Below are 18,056 nucleotides of genomic sequence, written 5' to 3' on the forward strand. Positions count from 1 at the left end.
GCGCTTGATGGTCGCCGCTGGCTAAAGGACTGTTCGTGAAAGCACTTATCGCCGCGCTACTGCTGACTTCGGCCGCTTCGGTCTCTGCCCAGACGGCGGCGCCTCCCGCGGCGACCCCGACGACCCCGCCAAAACTGATCGTCGCGATCTCCGTCGACCAGTTCGCCGCCGACCTGTTCCAGCAATATCGCAATCACTATACCGGCGGCTTCACGCGGCTGCTGAACGGCGCAGTGTTTCCGAGCGGGTATCAGAGCCACGCCGCGACCGAGACGTGCCCGGGCCACTCGACGATCCTGACCGGCATGCGGCCCGCGCATACCGGGATCATCGCGAACAACTGGATCGACCAGCGCGCCGGGCGGCCCGACAAGGTCGTCTACTGCTCGGAGGATGAGCGCGTCACGGGCAGCACGCATGACAGCTATACCGTGTCCGACATGCACCTGAAGGTGCCGACGCTCGGCGAAATGATGAAGGCGCGCGATCCGCGGACGCGCTCGGTATCGGTCGCGGGGAAGGATCGCGCGGCGGTAATGATGGGCGGCCACAAGGTCGACGAACTTTGGTGGTGGGACGGCAAGACCTATGTCTCCTACGCCGGTCGCGCGGTGCCCCCGGCGGTGCAGCGCACGCGCGACGCGGTCGCCGCGCTGATCGCCAAGCCGCAGGCGGCGCTGCCGCTGCCCGGCTATTGCGCAGGCGTGAACCATCCGATCGTGATCGCGGGCAAGACCTACGGCCAGGGACGCTTCGAGCGCGAGGCGGGCGATGCGAAGGGGTTCCGCGTGTCGCCGGCTTCGGACGCTGCGGTGTTCGCGATGGCGGCGGCGCTGGTGCAGGACATGAAGCTCGGCAAGGGCCCGCAGACCGACATCATCGATATCGGCGCATCGGCAACCGATTACATCGGCCATACCTACGGCACGCAGGGGTCGGAGATGTGCATCCAGATGGCGCAGCTCGACAAGACGCTCGGTGATTTCTTCGCGGTGATGGATGAGACCGGCGTCGATTACGAGGTCGTGCTGACCGCGGATCACGGCGCGCACGACGCAACCGAGCGCCAGCAGCAGCGCGCGATGCCGATGGAAGCGCACATGGACGAGAACGTGCTGGCCAAGCAGGTCGGCACCGCGATCGCCAAGGACATGGGGCTGCCGGGTAGTGTGCTACTCGGGACCGAAGGCGACGTGTATATCGACGACACGCTGCCAGCGAAGACGCAGGCGAAGGTGCTTGCCGAGGCGCTGCGCCGCTATCGCGCGATGCCGCAGATCGCGGGCGCGTACTCCGCCGCCGAGATCATGGCGACGCCGATGGCGAAGTCCCCGCCCGAGACGTGGACGCTGATCGAGCGGGCGCGGGCGTCGTTCTATCCCGAGCGGTCGGGGCAAATGGTGGTGCTGCTCAAGCCGCGCGTGACGACGATCGTCTCGCCGGCGGGTGGCTATGTCGAGACGCACGGGTCGCCGTGGGATTACGACCGCCGCGTGCCGATCCTGTTCTGGCGCAAGGGGATGACCGGGTTCGAACAGCCGCTGTCGGTGGAGACGGTGGATATCGTGCCGACGTTAGCGGCGACGATCGGGTTGCCGGTCAGCGGGCTGGACGGGCGGTGTCTGGATCTCGATCCGGGCGCGGCGAGCACTTGCTCTAACTGAGCGCGGAGCCCGGGTAAAAGCGTGTTCTCCCGCGAAGGCGGGAGTCCAGTCTGGGCTCCCGCCTTCGCGGGAGAACACGCTTCTGGGTTGGAGCAGTGGTGACGCACCCAGCACGCCACCCCCGCCGCTCGTCACCGCGTCTCGAACGCCCGAAGCCCCGCACCCAACCGGTTCGCGCCGATCGCGAGCTTGTCGTGGCTGAAGTCGATCAGGAACGCCGGGTTGGTGGTGTCACCCGGCGACAGCCGCGCGTCGTTGTTCTCGACACGCAGGCCGGTCGACGGATAGGTCCGCGCCTCCGCCGCGACGACGATCATCCCCGAATGGTTTTCCTTGTCCTTGCCCTGGACGAAGGTGTTGCGCGCGATCAGGCCGGTCGCGCCTTCGGGGAGATCGATCATGTAATTGGTCTTGTGCCCCGCCGTATCGTCGAAGCTGTTGTCGGTGATCGTGACCGTGGGGCTACGCAGCTTGACGTAATGCCCGCCGTTGCCACGCTCGAACCGAGAATTGGTGACGGAGATGCTGCCCTTGTTGTCGAGATAGATCGAGTGCGCACAGCTTGGCGACTGGTCGCACTGGCCAAGCCCCGAGAAGGTCGACCGGTCGATCGTGATCCGCTGGTTGGTCGGCTGGCCGCCCAGAATTCCCTCCTGGCTGTTGAGGAACATGGAGTTCGTGACGGTGAGGTCGCCCGACTCTGTACGGATGCCGGCGCCGTTGCCGTCCGACACGCGGTAGCCGCGGAAGACGAGGCCATCGACCACCGACCCGTTGCCGCGCAGCACCAGCGCCGCCTTGTCCTCGCAGGCAACGCTGTCGAAGATCGCCTTGCCGGGCTGAACCGCCTTGAAGGTGATGTGGCCGCCCTGCTGGATAGCGCACTGCCGATAGGTGCCGGGGGCGATCAGGATCGTCGCGGTCCCCATCCGGATCGACGTCACCGCCTCCTGCAACGTCGCGAATCCCTGTCCGTTGACGGTGAACGGCGCGGTGCCCTGAGCAAAGGCGGGCGCCCAAGCCGGCGCCGCCAGCAACGCCAGCGCAAACAACGATCGTCTCATGGGAAATCCTTTCGCGGGTACCGGCCCGCCCGGCGCACGGCACCGACGGTGACGCACGGCGTATCAGGTCGCACCGCTCCATGTCAGCCGCTTTAGGTGTCCCGCAATGGCGCAGGCCCCGCGTGGTGGACCGCGACCATCAGCCGATTGCCGCCGCACCGACCCGCGGATAGTGTGCGCCCGAAACGAAGCCGGCGGGGGAACCGATCGGCGCCGGGGGATCTGCATGCACGCCATGACGCCGACGGAGGTCTTCCTCCTCGCGATACTCATCATCTTTACCGTGCCGTATCTGGTGTGGCGGCTCGGGCGTACCGATTACTGGGCGCCACTGGTGGTGGTGCAGATCTTCGGCGGCATCCTGCTAGGGCCGGGCGTACTCGGCGCGGCCTATCCCGATTATTACGCGACGGTCTTCACGCCCGCGACGCTCGGCTCGCTGAACGGGATCGCCTGGTGGGCGGTGATGATGTTCGTGTGGGTCGCCGGCATCGAACTCGACCTCGGCGAGGCCTGGAAGCGGCGCGGCGAGACCGGAGTGACGGCGGGGCTGGCGCTAGCGGTGCCGCTGATCACGGGCAGCATCGCCGCGATGCTGATGCTGCGCTATCCGGGCTGGCGGGGGCCGGACGGCGCGACGTGGCAGGTGGTGCTCGGCATCGGCATGGCATGTGCGGTCACCGCGCTGCCCATCCTCGTGCTGTTCCTAGAAAAGCTCGACGTGCTGCGTCAGCCGATCGGCCAACGGATCCTGCGCTATGCCAGCCTCGACGACATCGCGATCTGGGGCGTGCTCGCGCTGATCCTGCTCGATTGGGAGCGCGTCGGTCGGCAGGGCGGCTTCCTCGTTGGGTTCGCCGTGGCCACGTTGATCGTGCGGAAACTGATGGCGCGGATCGAGGAGAGCGATCGCTGGTATGTCAGCCTGATCTGGCTCGCCGGGTGCGGGTTCGCGGCCGACTGGGCGGGTCTGCACTTCATGGTCGGCGCGTTCCTGTCGGGCGCGGTGCTCGATTCGAAATGGTTCACGACGGCGAAGATGGACCAGTTCCGTCACTTCGTTCTGCTTGCGGTGATGCCGGTGTTCTTCCTGTCGACGGGCTTGAAGACGCAGTGGGCGGTCGGCGGCTATGCGGTGTTCGGCGCGGCGGCGTTGCTGCTGGTCGCGTCGGTCGGCGGCAAGCTGGCCGGCGTTCACGCGGCCGGGCGGATCCTGAAGTGGCGGCCGGGCGAGGCGTCGGCGATCGGCTGGCTGCTTCAGACCAAGGCGCTGATCATGATCATCTTCGTCAACATCCTGCTGGATAAGAAGATCATTACGAATGAGACGTTCACGGCGTTGTTGCTGATGGCGCTGGCGAGCACGATGCTGACAGTGCCGATCGTCGCGCCGAAGTTGAAGAAGCTGGCGGGGTTGGTGGGGAAGAGCGGCTGACGCTCTCCTCGTCATCCTGACGAAAGTCAGGATCCAGGGTTACGAACGCCGTCCTGCTTGGCTCTGGATCCTGACTTTCGTCAGGATGACGGGTGGCAGCGGTTCAACCGCCTGCGTTGAGGAGGTCGTGGCGTTTGAGGGCGTGGCGGAGTTGGTCGTAGCTCAGGCCTAACGCCTCGGCGGTGGCGCGCTGGTTGAAGCGGTGTTCCGACAACGCGCGAGAGAGCAAGTCGCGCTCGAAGCGCGATACGCGGGACTTGAAGTCCGAAGGGCCTTCTTCGCACGCGACGACCGGGTCCTCGCCTTCATCCGGTTCGGCGGGACGCGGCGCCACAACCATAGGCTTCGGCGCGCTCGAAGCGCCCGGCCGGTGTGGCGACTGGAACGGGTCGATCTCGATCGCATCGATCGGCCCCGCCTGTTCCCAGCGGTACACCGCGCGCTCGACGACATTCCGCAACTCACGCACGTTGCCGGGCCAGCGATACGCGATCAGTGCATCCATCGCCGCAGGGCCGAATCCCTCCCAGCGTTCGCGCCCCAGCTCCGACGCCATGCGCCGCCCGAAATGCTCGGCGAGCACCACCACGTCCCCAGTCCGCGCGCGCAGAGGCGGCAGAGTCACCACCTCGAACGACAAGCGGTCGAGCAAATCGGCGCGGAACTCGTGGCGGTCGACCTTGTCGGGCAGATGCTCGTTGGTCGCGGCCACGATCCGCACGTCGACGCGCATCGGTCGCGACGAGCCGATCCGCGTGATCTCGCCATACTCGACCGCGCGCAACAGCCGGTCCTGCGCCGCCATCGACAGCGTGCCGAGTTCGTCGAGGAACAGCGTGCCGCCATCGGCCTCCTCGAACCGCCCTACCCGCGCCTTGGTCGCGCCGGTGAACGCGCCAGCCTCATGCCCGAACAATTCCGCCTCGATCAGCGTCTCGGGCAACGCCGCGCAGTTCATGATCACCAGCGGCTGATCCCACCGGGGAGACAGGCGGTGGAGGCGCTCGGCGACCAGTTCCTTGCCCGTTCCGCGCTCGCCGATCACCAGCACCGGACGGTCCAGCGCCGCCGCCCGCGATGCGCGTTCGAGCGCCGCCATGAACGTGCCGGACTCGCCGATGACCTGGGTTGTTCGCTCCATAGCGAAGATGTGGCGCGAATTCCCAACTCTTGGCAAGCTTACGGTGCCACCCCGGCAGTCGAAATCGCACAAACCCCTGCAAATCCGCCATTTTCAAAACTGGCACGAGAGATGCAATGCTTCAGGCAGCCCGCCGAATAGCGCAACCAACCATCCTTAAAGGGGACCCACCATGTTCAACACCAACATCGCCCGCACCGTCGCTGCCACCCTCTGCACCATCGTCGTCAGCGCAACCTGCGTCCTCGGCGCAGTCGGCCCCGCGATCGCAACCAACGCAACGCCCGTTGCAGTTCATACCGCAATCGTGGCCTAAGACCCCGAAGGCTTAGAGCCTCGGGCCGACCCCTGGAGTAGGATTTACATGGGCATCTTTTCCCGCACCCGCGACATCGTCGCCGCCAACTTCGCCGATCTCATCGAGAAGGCCGAAGATCCGTCGAAGATGATCCGCATGATCATCCTCGAGATGGAGGAAACGCTCGTCGAGGTTCGCGCCTCCGCCGCGCGCACCATCGCCGACCAGAAGGAGATGCGCCGCCATATCTCGAAGCTGGAGCAGCTCCAGGACAACTGGACCGAGAAGGCCGAACTGGCGCTGAGCAAGGACCGCGAGGACCTCGCCAAGGCAGCCTTGGTCGAGCGCCAGAAGGCATTCGATATGGCCGAGCAGTTGAAGGCCGAGGTCGGCGTGCTCGACGATGCGCTTCGGGCTTCCGAGGAAGACATCGCCAAACTTCAGACCAAGCTTCGCGAGGCGCGCACTAAGCAGAACGCGGTGCAGACCCGGCTCGAGAGCGCGAACAACCGCACCCGGCTGCGTGAGATGTACAACGGGCCGAAGACGCACGAGGCGTTCAGCCGCTTCGACATCCTCGACCGCCGCGTCGACGAGGCCGAGGGCCGCGCGGATGCGATGGGGCTTGGGGTCGTCAAGACGCTCGAAGAGGAAATCGCCGAGCTGCGCAGCAACGACAAGGTCGACGCCCAGCTCGCCGCGCTCAAAGCGCGCATGAAGAAGGACGATTGAGATGGATGATTTCATGCCAGTTCTGGTCTGCGGCATTCTCTTCATCGGGCTGCCCTGGGTGATCCTGCACTACATCACCAAGTGGAAGCAGGCGCCGCGGATCACTGAAGAGGACGAACGACTGCTCGACGAGATGCAGGCGCTCGCACGTCGCCTCGAAGACCGCGTGATGACCGTCGAACGGATCATCGCCGCCGACAACCCCGACTGGAAGCCGGGCCTCGGCACAACGCAGTCGCCGTATCTTTCGGATCGTCAGTCCGAACGCCCATTGGATCGCCCCCTCGATCGGAGGAACTGAAATGTCTGCCAGCCGCACACAGTTTTACCTCGATAAACAGAATGCCAAGTGGAAGGGCGTCTGCGCCGGGATCGCCGACTATACCGGCATCGATGCGCTCTTCGTCCGGGTCGGGATGGTCGTCCTCACGCTCGCCGGCGGCTTTCCCTGGACGCTGCTGGCCTATTGGATGGTCGCGTGGATGGGGCACGCCAAGCCGATCGGCCTTTACGAGACGCCCGACGACGCGAAGTTCTGGCAGGGCGTCCGCTCGAACCCGAAGCGGTCGACCGCCGAGGTCCGCAGCAAGTTCCGCGACATCGACCGCCGACTTGCCGACATCGAAACGCACTATACCAGCCGCTCCAGCAACAGCCTCGCGGCAGAGATCGACAGCCTGCGCTGAGACGCGGCGTCTACAGGGAGACAGACTATGGCTTGGGGTGGACCAGGTTTCATTATCGCCATCATCGCGATCACGACCTTCGGCTGGATCGTCAACAACTGGATCCGTACCAAGCACGGCTATCCGCCGAGCGACGACTGGGGAAGCACGATGAACTGGGGCGGCGCGCAGAAGCAAGATCCGGCCGCCGACCGGAAGGTCGAACTGCTTAGCACCGAGAACGAGCGTCTGACCGGGCAGGTATCGCGCCTCGAAGAGCGGATCGCGGTCCTCGAACGCATCGCCACCGATCCCGCCGAGCGCACCGCTCGCGAGATCGAAGCCCTTCGCGATCACTGAGGACGAGGATCATGAACAACTTCACGATCTTCCTGCTCGTCTTCATCGTGATCGGCCTGCCGGTCATCCTCGGGATCGGTAGCAGCGTCTTCAAGGACTGGATCAAGCACAAGGAGCGCATGGCGACCGCGCTCAATGCGCAGACCGCCGAGAAGTCCGCGCAATATGCAGCGCACACCGAGCGCCTGGAACAACGGGTGCGGGTATTGGAACGGATCGTCACCGACCGGGGCATCGCGCTGTCGACCGAGATCGAGCAACTCCGCGACGACCGCCCGCTCGACAGAATCCCGCTCAACTGAGCGCCGCTTAACCGAACCAAAGATCACAGGAGATTAGGTCATGAATGGTGGACAAGTGATGGTCGTGATGATCGTGCTGATCGTGATGATCGCCGGGATCGTCAAATCTCGGCACAAGAGCGGGCGGCATGCCGAGGGAAACTCGTTAATGAACGATCCCGAGGCCGCGCGTCTGCGTGATGAGGTGCAGCAGATGAAGGAGCGCATCCAGGTGCTGGAGCGCGTGATCACCGACAACCACAAGAGCGTCGATCTCGACCGAGAGATCGAGCGGCTCCGCGACCGCTAGGAGGCGGACATGATCGACCCTAACGTCTATATCACCTTGGCGCTGGCGAGCCTTGCGGGGCTGGCGATGATCGTGGCCGGTGGCTTGGCCGGATGGCGCGGATGGCTCTCGCTGCGGCGGCTGGAGCTGGATCATACACAAGACGGCCGCATGCCGGTCGCAGTGTCGACGGGGTCGCGGATCGAGATCGCCGACTTGAAGGAGCGGATCAAGAAGCTCGAGGCGATCGCTGCCGGGGTGGATCTTTAGGCCCCGACCCGAAGACTTGTTCCGCCGCGAAGGCGGCGGCCCAGTCTGGACCCCCGCCTTCGCGGGGGAACACTGTAGTTGTGGCGCAACACTCGACCCGCTACCAACCGGCACATGCCCACTCTCACCGACATTCGCGAGGAATACGACTTCCTCGAACCCGACGACCGCTACCGTCTTCTGATCGACCTCGGCAAAGAGCTCGAACCGATGCCGGATGCGCTCAAGACCGATGCGACGTTGGTGCGTGGCTGTTCGGCGTCGGTTTGGGTGTATCCGACTACGACCGACGATGGCCGGCTGCACTTCCTCGCGGACTCGAATGCGGCGATCACCAAGGGGATCATCGCGCTGGTTTTGCTGACGGTGCAGGATCAGGCACCGAGTGAAATCGTCGCGACCGATATCAAGGCTGAGCTCGAACCGTTCGACCTGAGCAAGCAGCTGAGCTCGAACCGCACGCAGGGGATACCGAACATGATCGCGTTGATCCGCGAGACGGCCGAGCGATACGCGGGGTGAGGCCATGCCCACACCTCCCACGGCCAAGCGGCCGCGGGCCCCTTCCCTCTCCCCTCAGAGGAAAGGGAGAGACGCCGTAAGCGGCGAGGGTGAGGGCACGCTAGCGGGTTCGCTAAGCGTCGCGACGACCTCGTCGGCATCGGCACCCGCCGGCACCAGCATCCACCGGTCAGGCCGAGCGCCGTCGACCATCACGACCGCGTTCTTCGGACACACGCCGAGGCACTTGACCTCGACCACGCCGCGATCCGCCTTGCGGCCCTTCTTCACGCCGAGCGCCTGACGCAACAGCTTAACGAGTGGCGTCCGGCCCTTTTCGCCAAACCCGCCATCCAGCTTCTTCGAGCATTTCCCGCAGACCAGAACGCTACCCTGCCAGCGACTGGCGAGGACACGGATCACGCCGGTTTCCACGTCCGCTGGTCTTCGGCCACCTTCAGAACCTCGTATGCTGCCTGCACGCCCTGAAACCGCTTCGCAGCGTCCTTGTCGTTCGGCCGCACGTCCGGGTGATTCGCCTTTGCCATCCGCCGCCACGCCGCGCGCACGTCCTCGAACGTGGCGTCCGGCTCCAGGTCCAGCACCTCCAACGCACGCATCTCGTCACGCGACCGGCTGCCGTCGCCCGAGCCAGCCCAGGTATAATGCTTGGGATCGGTGTAGCCGTCAGCCGTGCGCGTCTCCGCCGCCTCGCGCTCGGCCGCTTCCTCCGCGCTCAAGCCTTCGAAGTAATTCCAGCCGCGATTATATTCGCCGGCGTGGTTCATGCAGAAATACCAACGGTCCGGGCTGTTGGGCGATTTCGGTGCCGGACAATTACCGGGCTCGTTGCAGCCATGCCGATCGCATAGCCGGACGGTCACCGCCTCGCTGCTCGCGCCATATTCGCGCCAGCGCGGAAAACCCCAGTCGGAAGATCGTGTCGTGCTTCGAGCCATAGCGGCCCGAGATAGGCGTCCCCACGGACAACGCAACCGCGCGTGACGAAGCCCCGTCAAACTCGTCCGTTCCAACTATCTTCCGCGTCGCAACATTCCGCCTTGAGTCAGCCACCGTTCATCGATTAATGAACATGAACTATTTGTCATGTGGCATGGATAGATGCGTCCGGTGCGGACGTATTCCCAGCCGACACCTTAGCGACAGGAGCACTGGTGCCGACTCTCATTCCAAAGCTTACCACATGGCGCGCGGATCTTCCCGCCTCCGTCGTCGTCGCGCTCGTTGCGCTGCCCCTCTGTCTCGGCGTTGCGCTCGCGTCCGGCGCGCCGCTGTTCGCTGGCATCATTTCCGGCATCGTCGGCGGCATCGCGGTCGGCCTGTTCTCGAAGTCGCCGCTGTCGGTCAGCGGCCCTGCCGCCGGCCTGACCGTCATCGTGCTGACCGCGATCGAGAGCATGCCGAGCTACCAGATGTTCCTGATGGCGGTCGTGCTGTCGGGCGTTCTGCAGATCTGCTTCTCGCTGACCCGCGCCGGTATCCTCAGCGAGTTCGTGCCGTCATCGGTCATCACCGGCATGCTCGCCGCGATCGGTCTGATCCTGATCCTGAAGCAGATCCCGCACGCCGTCGGCTTCGACCGCGAGGCGGTGGGCATCTTCGAATTCACCACCGCCAACGGCGTCAACACCTTCTCGAGGATCCTCGACAGCCTTTCGGCCAGCGTGACGCCCGGCGCGATCCTGATCGCCGGCGTCAGCCTCGCCTTCCTGTTCTGGTGGGATGGCGCCAAGCCGAAGGACGGCCCCCTGCGCTTCGTCCCCGGTCCGCTGGTCGTCGTGCTGATCGGCATCTTCGGTAATATGCTGCTCGGTTTGGTGAAGCCCGACTGGCAACTCCAGGCAACGCACCTCGTCCAGGTGCCGATCACGCAGACACTGTCGCAATTCCCGTCGCTGTTCACCTTCCCCGACTTCTCGGGGATCACGATGGGCATCGTCTGGAGCAGCGCGGTCACGCTCGCGATCGTCGCCAGCCTCGAATCGCTGCTGAGCGTCAAGGCGGTTGACGAGATCGATCCGCGCCGTCGCTCGACCGACAAGAACTGGGAGCTGATGGCGCAGGGCGGCGGCAACATCCTGTCCGGCCTGATCGGCGGCCTCCCCGTCACCTCGGTGATCGTGCGCTCGTCGGCGAACGTCGATGCGAAGGCCGAGAGCAAGCTGTCGACGATCCTGCACGGCTTCTGGCTGCTGGTCAGCGTCGCGCTGATACCCGCGGTGTTGAACCTGATCCCGCTGTCCGCACTCGCCGCGGTGTTGATCGCGACCGGCTACAAGCTGACCAAGCCCAAGCTGTACACCGAACGCTTCAAGCAGGGCTGGACGCAGTTCATTCCGTTCGTCGTCACCGTGGCTGCGATCCTGTTCACCGACCTTCTCGAAGGCATCGTCATCGGCCTGGCCGTCGGCTTCGTGTTCGTCGTTGCGCGTAACTTCCGCACCGCGATCACCTTTGCCTGCGACGACGAGGACTGCCTCGTCCGGGCGCGACGCAATCTGTATTTCATCCATAAATACGAGTTGCAGAAGTCGCTCGCCAAGGTGCCCGACAACGCGAACCTGCTGATCGACCTGTCGTCGACCAGCTATGTCGATCTCGACAATGTCGACATCATCAACGCGTTCATCAAGGGCGCCGCGTATCGCGGCATCACCGTGCTCATCCGCGGCGATCTCGCGCTGCGCACGGTCAAGCTGATCAACGCCCCCCAGACCGAGGTCCGTTTCGCATGAGGCAGTACAAACAGCTCCTGCTCGCCAACAAGGCGTGGTCGGCCGAGATCATCGAGGAAAGCGCGGATTTCTTCCAGCGTCAGCTGGTCGGGCAGAACCCGGAGTTCCTGTGGATCGGCTGTTCGGACAGCCGGGTCAGCCCGGAACAGATGACGATGACGCCGCCGGGCAACATGTTCATCCACCGCAATATCGCCAACCTCGTCAACGACGACGACATGAACCTGATGTCGGTGCTGCAATATGCGGTCGACGTGCTCGGCGTCCGGCACATCATCATCTGCGGGCATTATGCGTGCGGCGGGATCCGCGCGACGCTCGACGGCGGCACGACGGGGCCGGTCGACGACTGGCTCTCGACCGCGCGCTGCGTCCTGCACGACCATGCCGACGAGATCGACGCGCAGCCTGACCGCGAGCAAAAGGTCAACCGACTGGTCGAGGTCAACGTCCGCGACCAACTCCTCCGCCTTGCGCGTACCAAGACGATCCAGGGCGCGTTCGCGCGCGGGCAGGAAGTGCTGCTCCACGGCTGGGTCTACGACATCCGCGACGGGCTGATCAAACCGATGATGGAGATCGATTCGACGACCGTGCTTGAAGAGGTCGGCCGGCCGGACAAGGTGCTGGTGTAGGGCTTGCTCCCTCCCAACGGTCGTTGAGAGGGAGTTAGCTAAAAGTCACGATCCGCGCCGCGCCGATTCTGGCAGCAGAAACTTGATGCGGCTCGTCGTGGCACCACAACCGAGGCCTCCGTCGGGCCGATAAGTCTTGGCATATTTCGCCATCGTGAAGAATTTGGTCCCCGCTTCGGAGAAGATGAACGGCGGATAGCTCAACAGTGCGCGCTGGTTGACAACGTTGCCATCCGCGCCGATGTCGTACTGAACCTGGGTCCAGCCTTCGAAACCCCATCGCTGAGCTTCCATCGGGAACGCTTCCGATCCGGGCTTGGATACCATCTTGGGCGGTGCATCCATGATCGCACACTGGTTCGCCGTCAGGCCACTGGAGGCGAACGTCGCGCGCGCCGCATCGATCTGACCGTTGCGTTCCTCGATCGACGCGATCCGGATCAGCGCGCCGACGCGGAGCGGATCGTTCGGCCGCAACGCCTTGTCGTCCGCCACTTGCCGAAGCGTGACGATCGCCGTGTCGTTCTTTTCGGACTTTCGCGTCCGTGCAACGGCGCCATCGACCATGATCAGCCGGATCGCCGCTCGCGCCTGAGGATCGTTCGCATAGACGGGTTCCGATACCATCGGCGTCAGCGTGCGCTCAAAGACACCCGGCTTCCAGATATCGGTGACCGCATCGACGCGTCCTGGCAAATCGAAGGTGAGTCGCGCACTGGGGGGCGCATCGTTGGCCTTCGCGATCGCCAGAGCGCGTGCGTACAGTGCAGCCCGCTCTTCGCGCGCGACGGTCGGATTGCTCGTCAGGCGGTAAATGGCGGCGAGCGTGCGCAAACCGTCAGGCGACTGGGCCGCCGCCGAAGCGAGTTCGGCCCGCTGCCCTGCGAGCGCTGCCGCCTGCGGCCCCACCGGTTCGGGCGCTACCGTGACGCCCTTGCTGGAGAGCCATTGCTCCAGCACACCGTCCAACCCGTCGCCGATCGACGGCCGCTGGAACGCGGTCGAACAGCGCATCTCGACCCGCACGTGATAGCGATAAAACGCCGGAATCGCCTGGACCTTTTCGGCAGGCCACGACCATCCCTTGACGGCGCGCGCGAACTCCAGCGCGACCTGACCGCCACCCGCGGCATAGATCGGCACCGCTTGGTCGATCGTGCCGTCGGATGCGATGTTGAACTCGACCACCGCGACGTCCTGCGGCTTGAGACCGGCATCGCCGCCACAATCGGGCGAGCGCATCTCCGCGGCGGGATCGAACGAACCTTTCACCATGCGCCCTGCACCGGTATAGGCCATGTACCGCCGTGCCTCTTCCGCGTTGCCCCCCAGCAGGAACGCAATCGCGGCGTCGGACCGTGCCGAGGCGTCCATGATATCGACCTTGTCCGTTTCGAGGCCGCCGAGAAGCCTGATCGCCTGCAACGCGCTCGCACGGGCGCCGGCGATATCGCCAGTATTGAGTTTCAGGAGCGTCCGCTCGCGCGCGAACCGCGCGGCTACGCTGTTTTCGAGCTTCGACTTAGCGATCAACGTGTCGCTTCGTGCCAAAGTAGCGGCGGCTGCAGTGGGATCTATGAAAACCTGCGCGGTCGCCAACGCCAGCATCGCGCCCAGCTTGTCCCCCGTGGTGAGGGCGCTCGCCTCCGCCTGCTGCAGCGCGGTCACGGCGCCTGCGTAATCGAGCGTATCGGTCGCGACCTGGCCCAGGATCAGGAACGCGCGCGTCCGATCCTCCGCGAGACTGGCGTCGTCCGCCGGAAGCAAGGCGAGCCCTGCCCGTGCGGCCTTCACCGATTCGTCGGCGCGGTTCAGCGCGAACAGCGTCGGCGCCTTGCGGACCAGTACGATGCCGCGGCTGCGCGACCCGGCCTTGGTCCGTGTTTCCAGCTTTTCCCAGGCCGCCAGTGACGCCGTGCGATCGGGCTTGGCATCCAGCGCGGTTGCTGCATCGAAATCTTGCTGGACCGTCGTCGACGGCGGCGGCGTCTGCGCGCCTACAGGCACAAGCCCGCCCGCCATCGCCAACACGCCGGCACTCAACAGCGCGATCGTCTTGATCCGCATCACATCCCCCACGTCGCAACCCCGCATCATTTGCGCGCAGTCTGCTACGGTTCGGGGAAGGATGCCAGAGGGTCTGTAAGCCGGGTTCTGTCCATTTCCGATCCTTCGATACGGAAGTTAGGCGACCATTCCTCTAGGACGACGGTTACCCGCCGCCTCAAGCAATCAACCCGGGTGACGAGCTGAAACGAAGCCCATGTGCCACCCCTATTCGATCTTGCTCCCGGTGGGGTTTGCCGTGCCGCCCCTGTTACCAGGCGCGCGGTGCGCTCTTACCGCACCCTTTCACTCTGACCGCCCCGACCGAAGCCGAGGGTTGGCCGTCTGCTCTCTGTGGCACTTTCCCTGAGGTCACCCTCGCCGGGCGTTACCCGGCACCGTCGTTTCGCGGAGCCCGGACTTTCCTCGCGTGTCCGAAAACACCCGCGGCCGCCCGACCCTCTGGCGACGCGAGCCCTAGCGTGAGTGCGGGCGATGCACCACCGTTTTCGTGGCCAAAAAGCTCTCCGACACGCGCGACGCTCTCCCCTCCCTGAAAGGGAGGGGTCGGGGGTGGGTTGGCCGGTTTTGGTAGCAACCCTGGCACGATGTGGAAACCGACCCAACCCCTGCCCCTCCCTTTCAGGGAAGGGAGAAAGACGTCAGTCGTCGCCAATCGGTTTCGGCAGCAACAACGCCAGCAGAATGCAGCGGCACTCCGCATCGACCTCGCCATCGACCAGTTCCGGGCGAAACCGCCGCTGAAACGCCATCGTCGCCGCCATCCGGTTCTCGACGTCGTAGCCGAAGCGTTCGAGCGCGAGACAGAAGCCGCCCTCGATCCAGCCAGGATCCATCAAATTCTTGGTTGGCCGTGGCAATGCCAGTCGCCGCCGTGCCAGTTCGTGCCACGGGAACAGCTCGCCCGGGTCACGTTTACGCGTCGGCGCGATATCGGAGTGGCCGACGATGTTGCCGCGGGTGATCTCGTGGCGATCCTTGATCTCGCCGACCAGCGCCACGACCGATGCGATTTGCTCGGGTGGGAACGGGCGATAGCCGAACTCGTGACCGGGATTGACGATCTCGATGCCGATGCTCGCGGAATTGACGTCCTCGATCCCGCGCCAGTGTGATTTCCCCGCATGCCAGGCGCGCTGGTCCTCGGCGACCATCCGCAGGACCGTGCCATCCTCTTCGACCAGGTAATGCGACGACACCTTCGCCTCGGGATCGCGCAGCCGGGCGATCGCCGATGCGCCGTCCTTCATGCCGGTATAATGAAGCACGATCATGGTGATGGGCAGCGTGCGATCGTCGAAATTGGGTGACGGCGTCTCGATGAACTTCAAGCCAGCTTCCCTTCGAGCCGTTCTGCACGCGTGGCACAGAGGGCGCCGCGACGCCGTGTACCACCCGACCACTGCCCAACGAGATCAATAGCGTCAACGGGTTGCCGAAGTAATAGGCTGCGGCAGATACTGATCGGTGCCGCCAGCGCCTAGACGATACCGTCAGCTTCGGCCTGGGTGTCCTTGCGTCTCGTAACAGCCGCGAAAGCGCTTGCTGGGCTCGAACACGCGGGTCTGGCCGATCACGGTCTCGCCGGCGCCCATGACCAGAAGTCCGCCCGGCCGCATCGCCGCGGCGATCTTCGGAAAGACGTGCAGCTTGGTCTCGCTCGACAAATACAGCAGGACATTGCGGCACAGAACGATATCGAACCGACCCGGGGGCGGCTGATCCGAGACCAGGTTCATCCGGCGAAACGCGATCGCCTTGGCCAGTTCCGGCTTGGCGACCCAATCGCTCCCGGTGGTATCGAACCAGCGGACCATCCGGCGAACCGGCAACCCGCGCTGGATTTCGAACTGCGAGAAGCGCCCCGTCCGCGCCCGGACGATGGCCGCATCGGAGACGTCGGTGGCGATGATTTCCGGCATCGCGGCGCCGGTGGTTTCCTGCCGTTCCGCAAACAGCATTGCCAGCGACAGCGGTTCCTGACCGGTCGAACAGCCCGCGCACCAGATTCGCGCACGCTGACCGGTGTTTTCGGCAGCGGCGATCGCCTCGAAGATCGTCTCGAAAATGTGCGCATCGCGAAAGAACGAGGTTTCCTGATTGACCAGCGCATCGACGATCCGGTCGCCGATCAGCCGGTCGCTTCCCTTGAGCAACTGGGTCACCAACTGATCGAGCGTATCCAGCTTCTGGTCGCGCAACAGCGGTTTCAACGCCGTATCGAGGCGCCATGATCGATAGGCCGCGATCTGCTGCCCGGTCCGCGCCTCCAGCAATGCGGTGAGAACGCTGACCGCGGTCGGCGAGGCGACCGACATGGGGAGCGACGCGGGGAGTGCCGCATGAGTCATGCGCGCCGTCGCGATGCGACGAGACGACCGATCGCGTCGGGCGCCAATACCGCGTCGGCAACGCCCGATCCCACCACGGCGCCGGGCATGCCCCACACCACCGACGTCTCCTGATCCTGCGCGACGACGCAACCGCCAGCGTCGTGGACCCGGCGCGCGCCTTCGGCGCCGTCGCGGCCCATGCCGCTCAACACGACCGCCAGGACCCGTGCGCCATAGACATCGGCCAGCGACGCCAGCATCGGGTCGACCGACGGCATGCACCCGCTGGCGACGGCCTCGTGCGTCAGGCGAAACGCCGCCCCGCCATCGCTGAGCCTGACGCATTTGAGATGCGCGTCGCCGGGCGCGACGACGATGCGGCCCGGGCGTATCCGCAACCGGTCGACCGCGACTTCGCAGACCCGCCCCGACAACAGCGCCATCTGTGCGGCGAAATACGGCATGAACGATGCCGGCAGATGCTGGGTGATGACGATCGGCAAACGGAAGCTGCTCGGCAGTTCGCGAAACATCCGGCTCAAGGCGTGAATGCCGCCGGTCGACGCACCGATCGCGACGATGTCGTAATCGTCGCCGGTCGCGCAGCGAGCCGATGGCGTCGTCGGCATGCCTATAGATCGCGAGACAGCAGGCTGGGTGATGGGGGAATACGATCCGGGAAGCGGCGATGGCGTCGATCGAACCACGAGCGCCGGCGGCAGCTGTCCCGGATGCTCGCAAAGCTTTTCCAGCTTGGCGACAAGCGCCGCGCCGAACCGCGCCGACAATTCGCTCGCGGTCGGTTTGACGAGCGTCTCCGCGGCCCCCATCGCGAGCGCCTGAACGGTCGCCGCGCCGCCATTATCGACCGACGACGACACGATGATGACCTTCGCGCCGTCCCCCGCCGCGATCAGATCGGGCAACGCCGTCAGTCCGTCGATGCCCGGCATCTCGATATCCAGCAGGATGAAGTCGACCGTCGCCCGCGCGAGGAACTCCAGCGCGGCGGCGACATTGCCGACCGCGCCGACCACCGAAAACCGATCGCTCGCATCGATCAGCCGCGCGATCACGGCGCGCGCGACGACCGAATCGTCGACGATCAACACGCGTGTCGTATCGGCGGCGGCGTCCGCGATGCGCCGTGCGGAGGAATGAGGCCGGGCCGTCATCGAACCGTCCGGATCAGGCCATGCCGACGATCTGAAGCTTCGATTCGAGCGTGTCACGGTCGAACGGCTTCATGACGTACTCGTCCGCGCCGGCTTCGATCGCGGCGCGGATATAGGCCATGCCGTTTTCAGTGGTGCAGAACACGACCTTAGGACGACGCGGGACATCCGCTTCGCGCAATGCACGCAGAAAATCCATGCCGTTCATCACCGGCATGTTCCAGTCGAGCAGGATCACGTCGGGCACCGATGCCATGCAGGCCTGCAGCGCCTCGCGTCCGTCGCACGCTTCGGTGACGGTGAACTCGAGCGTCTCCAGGATGTGACGGGCGACCTTTCGGATCACCTTCGAATCGTCGACGACAAGACAGGTCTTCATCAAAAGCCTTC

The 18,056-nt window shown here is 65.0% G+C and carries 22 protein-coding genes and 1 other RNA gene; 13 read left to right on the plus strand and 10 right to left on the minus strand.

Annotation, left to right across the window (positions count from 1 at the left end; translation table 11 throughout):
• Nucleotides 1-35: 35 nt before the first annotated feature.
• Nucleotides 36-1,664 carry an alkaline phosphatase family protein gene (locus C8J47_RS08275; RefSeq protein ID WP_121885220.1) on the plus strand — a complete coding sequence of 543 codons (1,629 nt, stop codon included), beginning with the start codon at nucleotides 36-38 and terminating at the stop codon, nucleotides 1,662-1,664.
• A 131-nt stretch (nucleotides 1,665-1,795) separates the two neighbouring features.
• Here the strand turns inward: C8J47_RS08275 and C8J47_RS08280 are convergent, their stop codons facing one another.
• Complete coding sequence (locus C8J47_RS08280; protein ID WP_121885221.1) at nucleotides 1,796-2,728, minus strand: right-handed parallel beta-helix repeat-containing protein; 933 nt, start codon at nucleotides 2,726-2,728, stop codon at nucleotides 1,796-1,798.
• Between the two features lie 226 nt (nucleotides 2,729-2,954).
• On the opposite strand from C8J47_RS08280, the gene C8J47_RS08285 reads away from it, so the two are divergent.
• Nucleotides 2,955-4,163 carry a cation:proton antiporter gene (locus C8J47_RS08285; RefSeq protein WP_121885222.1) on the plus strand — a complete coding sequence of 403 codons (1,209 nt, stop codon included), beginning with the start codon at nucleotides 2,955-2,957 and terminating at the stop codon, nucleotides 4,161-4,163.
• A 103-nt stretch (nucleotides 4,164-4,266) separates the two neighbouring features.
• Here C8J47_RS08285 and pspF read toward each other — a convergent pair whose 3' ends face one another.
• Nucleotides 4,267-5,304 carry a phage shock protein operon transcriptional activator gene (gene pspF, locus C8J47_RS08290; RefSeq protein ID WP_121885223.1) on the minus strand — a complete coding sequence of 346 codons (1,038 nt, stop codon included), beginning with the start codon at nucleotides 5,302-5,304 and terminating at the stop codon, nucleotides 4,267-4,269.
• Between the two features lie 172 nt (nucleotides 5,305-5,476).
• On the opposite strand from pspF, the gene C8J47_RS19165 reads away from it, so the two are divergent.
• The 9 genes from C8J47_RS19165 to C8J47_RS08330 all read left to right on the plus strand — a co-directional run bounded on the left by C8J47_RS19165 (nucleotide 5,477) and on the right by C8J47_RS08330 (nucleotide 8,721).
• Nucleotides 5,477-5,620 carry a hypothetical protein gene (locus C8J47_RS19165; protein ID WP_183129052.1) on the plus strand — a complete coding sequence of 48 codons (144 nt, stop codon included), beginning with the start codon at nucleotides 5,477-5,479 and terminating at the stop codon, nucleotides 5,618-5,620.
• A gap of 48 nt (nucleotides 5,621-5,668) precedes the next feature.
• Entirely contained in the window at nucleotides 5,669-6,334 is a 666-nt protein-coding gene (gene pspA, locus C8J47_RS08295) for a phage shock protein PspA (RefSeq protein WP_055878009.1), read from the plus strand.
• 1 nt (nucleotide 6,335) lies between these two features.
• Complete coding sequence (pspB, locus tag C8J47_RS08300) at nucleotides 6,336-6,635, plus strand: envelope stress response membrane protein PspB (RefSeq protein ID WP_056048427.1); 300 nt, start codon at nucleotides 6,336-6,338, stop codon at nucleotides 6,633-6,635.
• A gap of 1 nt (nucleotide 6,636) precedes the next feature.
• Nucleotides 6,637-7,020, plus strand: coding sequence for an envelope stress response membrane protein PspC (gene pspC / locus C8J47_RS08305; protein ID WP_056048424.1), 384 nt, complete (start codon nucleotides 6,637-6,639; stop codon nucleotides 7,018-7,020).
• Between the two features lie 27 nt (nucleotides 7,021-7,047).
• Entirely contained in the window at nucleotides 7,048-7,359 is a 312-nt protein-coding gene (locus C8J47_RS08310) for a hypothetical protein (RefSeq protein ID WP_121885224.1), read from the plus strand.
• 11 nt (nucleotides 7,360-7,370) lie between these two features.
• Nucleotides 7,371-7,661, plus strand: coding sequence for a hypothetical protein (locus C8J47_RS08315; RefSeq protein WP_121885225.1), 291 nt, complete (start codon nucleotides 7,371-7,373; stop codon nucleotides 7,659-7,661).
• Between the two features lie 40 nt (nucleotides 7,662-7,701).
• On the plus strand, nucleotides 7,702-7,950 hold the full coding sequence (locus C8J47_RS08320; protein ID WP_121885226.1) for a hypothetical protein: 249 nt from the start codon (nucleotides 7,702-7,704) through the stop codon (nucleotides 7,948-7,950).
• Nucleotides 7,951-7,959: 9 nt separating this feature from the next.
• Nucleotides 7,960-8,199, plus strand: a complete 240-nt coding sequence (locus tag C8J47_RS08325) for a hypothetical protein (RefSeq protein ID WP_121885227.1) — start codon at nucleotides 7,960-7,962, stop codon at nucleotides 8,197-8,199.
• A 114-nt stretch (nucleotides 8,200-8,313) separates the two neighbouring features.
• On the plus strand, nucleotides 8,314-8,721 hold the full coding sequence (locus C8J47_RS08330) for a SufE family protein (protein WP_121885228.1): 408 nt from the start codon (nucleotides 8,314-8,316) through the stop codon (nucleotides 8,719-8,721).
• A gap of 54 nt (nucleotides 8,722-8,775) precedes the next feature.
• Here the strand turns inward: C8J47_RS08330 and C8J47_RS08335 are convergent, their stop codons facing one another.
• Both C8J47_RS08335 and C8J47_RS08340 read right to left on the minus strand, forming a co-directional pair.
• On the minus strand, nucleotides 8,776-9,123 hold the full coding sequence (locus C8J47_RS08335) for a (2Fe-2S) ferredoxin domain-containing protein (protein WP_121885419.1): 348 nt from the start codon (nucleotides 9,121-9,123) through the stop codon (nucleotides 8,776-8,778).
• Nucleotides 9,120-9,659, minus strand: a complete 540-nt coding sequence (locus C8J47_RS08340) for a J domain-containing protein (protein ID WP_121885229.1) — start codon at nucleotides 9,657-9,659, stop codon at nucleotides 9,120-9,122. Before C8J47_RS08340 ends, C8J47_RS08335 begins: the two co-directional genes overlap by 4 nt.
• Nucleotides 9,660-9,875: 216 nt before the next feature.
• Here C8J47_RS08340 and C8J47_RS08345 point away from each other — a divergent pair, with 216 nt between their 5' ends.
• Nucleotides 9,876-11,456, plus strand: a complete 1,581-nt coding sequence (locus C8J47_RS08345) for a SulP family inorganic anion transporter (protein ID WP_121885230.1) — start codon at nucleotides 9,876-9,878, stop codon at nucleotides 11,454-11,456.
• Entirely contained in the window at nucleotides 11,453-12,091 is a 639-nt protein-coding gene (locus tag C8J47_RS08350; RefSeq protein ID WP_056048405.1) for a carbonic anhydrase, read from the plus strand. The genes C8J47_RS08345 and C8J47_RS08350 overlap by 4 nt, the downstream gene beginning before the upstream one ends.
• Before the next feature lie 45 nt (nucleotides 12,092-12,136).
• Here the strand turns inward: C8J47_RS08350 and C8J47_RS08355 are convergent, their stop codons facing one another.
• The 6 genes from C8J47_RS08355 to C8J47_RS08380 form a co-directional block, all read right to left on the minus strand.
• On the minus strand, nucleotides 12,137-14,158 hold the full coding sequence (locus C8J47_RS08355; protein WP_121885231.1) for a hypothetical protein: 2,022 nt from the start codon (nucleotides 14,156-14,158) through the stop codon (nucleotides 12,137-12,139).
• A 60-nt stretch (nucleotides 14,159-14,218) separates the two neighbouring features.
• An RNA gene (gene rnpB / locus C8J47_RS08360) (RNase P RNA component class A) lies at nucleotides 14,219-14,603 on the minus strand.
• A gap of 196 nt (nucleotides 14,604-14,799) precedes the next feature.
• A complete protein-coding gene (locus tag C8J47_RS08365; protein ID WP_121885232.1) occupies nucleotides 14,800-15,489 on the minus strand; it encodes an N-acetylmuramoyl-L-alanine amidase in 690 nt (229 codons plus the stop codon).
• 162 nt (nucleotides 15,490-15,651) lie between these two features.
• The gene (locus C8J47_RS08370) at nucleotides 15,652-16,509 is read right to left on the minus strand and encodes a protein-glutamate O-methyltransferase CheR (protein WP_121885233.1); all 858 of its coding nucleotides are present in this window, start codon (nucleotides 16,507-16,509) and stop codon (nucleotides 15,652-15,654) included.
• Nucleotides 16,506-17,666 carry a chemotaxis-specific protein-glutamate methyltransferase CheB gene (gene cheB, locus C8J47_RS08375; RefSeq protein WP_121885234.1) on the minus strand — a complete coding sequence of 387 codons (1,161 nt, stop codon included), beginning with the start codon at nucleotides 17,664-17,666 and terminating at the stop codon, nucleotides 16,506-16,508. Before cheB ends, C8J47_RS08370 begins: the two co-directional genes overlap by 4 nt.
• Nucleotides 17,667-17,679: 13 nt before the next feature.
• The gene (locus C8J47_RS08380; RefSeq protein WP_056048393.1) at nucleotides 17,680-18,045 is read right to left on the minus strand and encodes a response regulator; all 366 of its coding nucleotides are present in this window, start codon (nucleotides 18,043-18,045) and stop codon (nucleotides 17,680-17,682) included.
• Nucleotides 18,046-18,056: the final 11 nt, after the last annotated feature.

It is taken from the genome of Sphingomonas sp. PP-F2F-G114-C0414 (genome assembly GCF_003688595.1).
Taxonomy (GTDB): Bacteria; Pseudomonadota; Alphaproteobacteria; order Sphingomonadales; family Sphingomonadaceae; genus Sphingomonas.

What these genes read in the sequence shown, in the direction of transcription:
- C8J47_RS08285 (WP_121885222.1), top strand. Translation starts at nt 2,955, where the DNA reads ATGCACGCCATGACGCCGACGGAGGTCTTCCTCCTCGCGATACTCATC.
- C8J47_RS08370 (WP_121885233.1), bottom strand. Translation starts at nt 16,509, where the DNA reads ATGACTCATGCGGCACTCCCCGCGTCGCTCCCCATGTCGGTCGCCTCG.
- C8J47_RS08315 (WP_121885225.1), top strand. Translation starts at nt 7,371, where the DNA reads ATGAACAACTTCACGATCTTCCTGCTCGTCTTCATCGTGATCGGCCTG.
- C8J47_RS08330 (WP_121885228.1), top strand. Translation starts at nt 8,314, where the DNA reads ATGCCCACTCTCACCGACATTCGCGAGGAATACGACTTCCTCGAACCC.
- pspC (WP_056048424.1), top strand. Translation starts at nt 6,637, where the DNA reads ATGTCTGCCAGCCGCACACAGTTTTACCTCGATAAACAGAATGCCAAG.
- C8J47_RS08350 (WP_056048405.1), top strand. Translation starts at nt 11,453, where the DNA reads ATGAGGCAGTACAAACAGCTCCTGCTCGCCAACAAGGCGTGGTCGGCC.
- pspF (WP_121885223.1), bottom strand. Translation starts at nt 5,304, where the DNA reads ATGGAGCGAACAACCCAGGTCATCGGCGAGTCCGGCACGTTCATGGCG.
- C8J47_RS08280 (WP_121885221.1), bottom strand. Translation starts at nt 2,728, where the DNA reads ATGAGACGATCGTTGTTTGCGCTGGCGTTGCTGGCGGCGCCGGCTTGG.
- cheB (WP_121885234.1), bottom strand. Translation starts at nt 17,666, where the DNA reads ATGACGGCCCGGCCTCATTCCTCCGCACGGCGCATCGCGGACGCCGCC.
- C8J47_RS19165 (WP_183129052.1), top strand. Translation starts at nt 5,477, where the DNA reads ATGTTCAACACCAACATCGCCCGCACCGTCGCTGCCACCCTCTGCACC.
- C8J47_RS08340 (WP_121885229.1), bottom strand. Translation starts at nt 9,659, where the DNA reads ATGGCTCGAAGCACGACACGATCTTCCGACTGGGGTTTTCCGCGCTGG.
- pspB (WP_056048427.1), top strand. Translation starts at nt 6,336, where the DNA reads ATGGATGATTTCATGCCAGTTCTGGTCTGCGGCATTCTCTTCATCGGG.
- C8J47_RS08325 (WP_121885227.1), top strand. Translation starts at nt 7,960, where the DNA reads ATGATCGACCCTAACGTCTATATCACCTTGGCGCTGGCGAGCCTTGCG.
- C8J47_RS08355 (WP_121885231.1), bottom strand. Translation starts at nt 14,158, where the DNA reads ATGCGGATCAAGACGATCGCGCTGTTGAGTGCCGGCGTGTTGGCGATG.
- pspA (WP_055878009.1), top strand. Translation starts at nt 5,669, where the DNA reads ATGGGCATCTTTTCCCGCACCCGCGACATCGTCGCCGCCAACTTCGCC.
- C8J47_RS08320 (WP_121885226.1), top strand. Translation starts at nt 7,702, where the DNA reads ATGAATGGTGGACAAGTGATGGTCGTGATGATCGTGCTGATCGTGATG.
- C8J47_RS08310 (WP_121885224.1), top strand. Translation starts at nt 7,048, where the DNA reads ATGGCTTGGGGTGGACCAGGTTTCATTATCGCCATCATCGCGATCACG.
- C8J47_RS08380 (WP_056048393.1), bottom strand. Translation starts at nt 18,045, where the DNA reads ATGAAGACCTGTCTTGTCGTCGACGATTCGAAGGTGATCCGAAAGGTC.